The organism is Kitasatospora sp. NPDC085895, assembly GCF_040702125.1.
Taxonomy (GTDB): domain Bacteria; phylum Actinomycetota; class Actinomycetes; order Streptomycetales; family Streptomycetaceae; genus Kitasatospora; species Kitasatospora arboriphila.
Genome location: NZ_JBFBJY010000226.1, coordinates 1 through 1,501, shown reverse-complemented (window position 1 = coordinate 1,501; position 1,501 = coordinate 1). Strand labels below are relative to the sequence as shown.

At 54.2% G+C, this 1,501-nt stretch carries 2 protein-coding genes; both read left to right on the top strand.

The window, feature by feature from the left end; all coding sequences use genetic code 11:
* On the top strand, window positions 1-1,204 hold a 1,204-nt coding region (locus AB0442_RS42425; RefSeq protein WP_366168840.1), incomplete at its 5' end, for a phage portal protein.
* Between the two features lie 29 nt (window positions 1,205-1,233).
* Window positions 1,234-1,501, top strand: a 268-nt coding sequence (locus AB0442_RS42420; protein ID WP_366168839.1) for a hypothetical protein, incomplete at its 3' end; no start/stop codon positions are given.

The following is a 1,501-nucleotide window of genomic DNA, read 5'->3' as shown; positions in this document are numbered from 1 at the left end:
GCAGCGCCTGCGCGATGCGTTCGAGCGCGAATGGAAAGCTATGGGAGCTAATCAGCACATTGCCAACGCTGCGCGAATTGCCCGAATTTACGGTGTGTCGGCGGTGGCAATGCTGGTGGATAACCAGGAACCGAATGAATCGCTCGATTACCGCACGCTGTATAAACACAACGTCAGCTTTAATATCCTCGACCCGCTGAACACCGCGGGCAGCATCGTGTTGAATCAGGATCCGAATGCGCAGGACTTTCAGAAAGTCGATGGCATTCGGGTTGCCGGAAAGTTATATCACAAATCGCGCTGTGTCGTCGTGCAAAACGAAGACCCGATCTATTTGGCTTACAACCCGGCGGCATTCGGATTCACCGGGCGTAGCGTCTACCAACGTGCGCTTTATCCGCTGAAATCCTTCATCCAGACCATGCGCACTGATGACATGGTGGCCGTGAAGGGCGGGTTGCTGGTAACAAAAATTCAGGGGCCAAGCTCCGTCGTCAACAACATGATGCAGAAGCTGAGCGGCATTAAGCGCATGATGTTGAAAAGAGGGAAAACGGGAGAAGTTCTGCAAATCGGTGACAAAGATAATATCGAGTCAATCGACCTCAGCAACCTGGAAAAACCTCTCGACTCTGCCCGTAAGCACATTCTGGAGAACGTGGCCGCCGCCGCTGATATGCCGGCGATCATTCTTAACTCTGAGACGTTCGCCCAGGGCTTCGGGGAAGGCACTGAAGATGCGCGCGCCGTTGCTGTGTACATCGACAACATCCGTGAATGGCTTGATCAGCTTTATGCATTCTTTATTCGTGTATGCCAGTACCGGGCATGGAGCATAGAGTTTTTCCAGTCGCTGCGAGCCGACTTCCCGGAACTGAAAAACACCTACAGCGTGTATTTCTCGATGTGGATAAATAACTTCGAATACCGCTGGCCGTCCTCCCTCAAGGAGCCGGAGAGCGAAAAGGTGAAGGTAGACGAAACGCGCTTTAAGGCCATCGTCAGTATGCTGGAATCGATACTGCCGCAACTCACCGCTGACCCCGAGAACCGCGCAACGCTGATCGAGTGGGCGTGTGAAAACGCCAACGCTAACGAGAACCTCTTCCCTCAACGGCTTAACCTCGATTACGACTCGCTAAAAGATAATCCGCCGCCAGAGCCACCGAAGGCTGAAGATCCGGGCGGTGGGATGATGCTATGAGGACATTTACAAGAACGGTTCGTGAGGCGGTGAAGTTCTTTCTTCGCAATGGCTACACGTCTCGCGAGGAGCTGGAGCGCTGGCAGAGCATCATCCGGCAGGCTGCTGAGAGTGACACGGCGGACGACTACATGGCGATGGTCACGCGGAACCTGACTAAATCGTACGATCTGCAGGTTGGTCGCGCTGGCGCGCTGAAACGGCACCAGGGCATATCCCGCTTTACGCTCAACTACCTCGAACCAAAACTGAGGACTGAACTCGACAGGCGGATCCTGTCCAGCGCTGACCTTATCC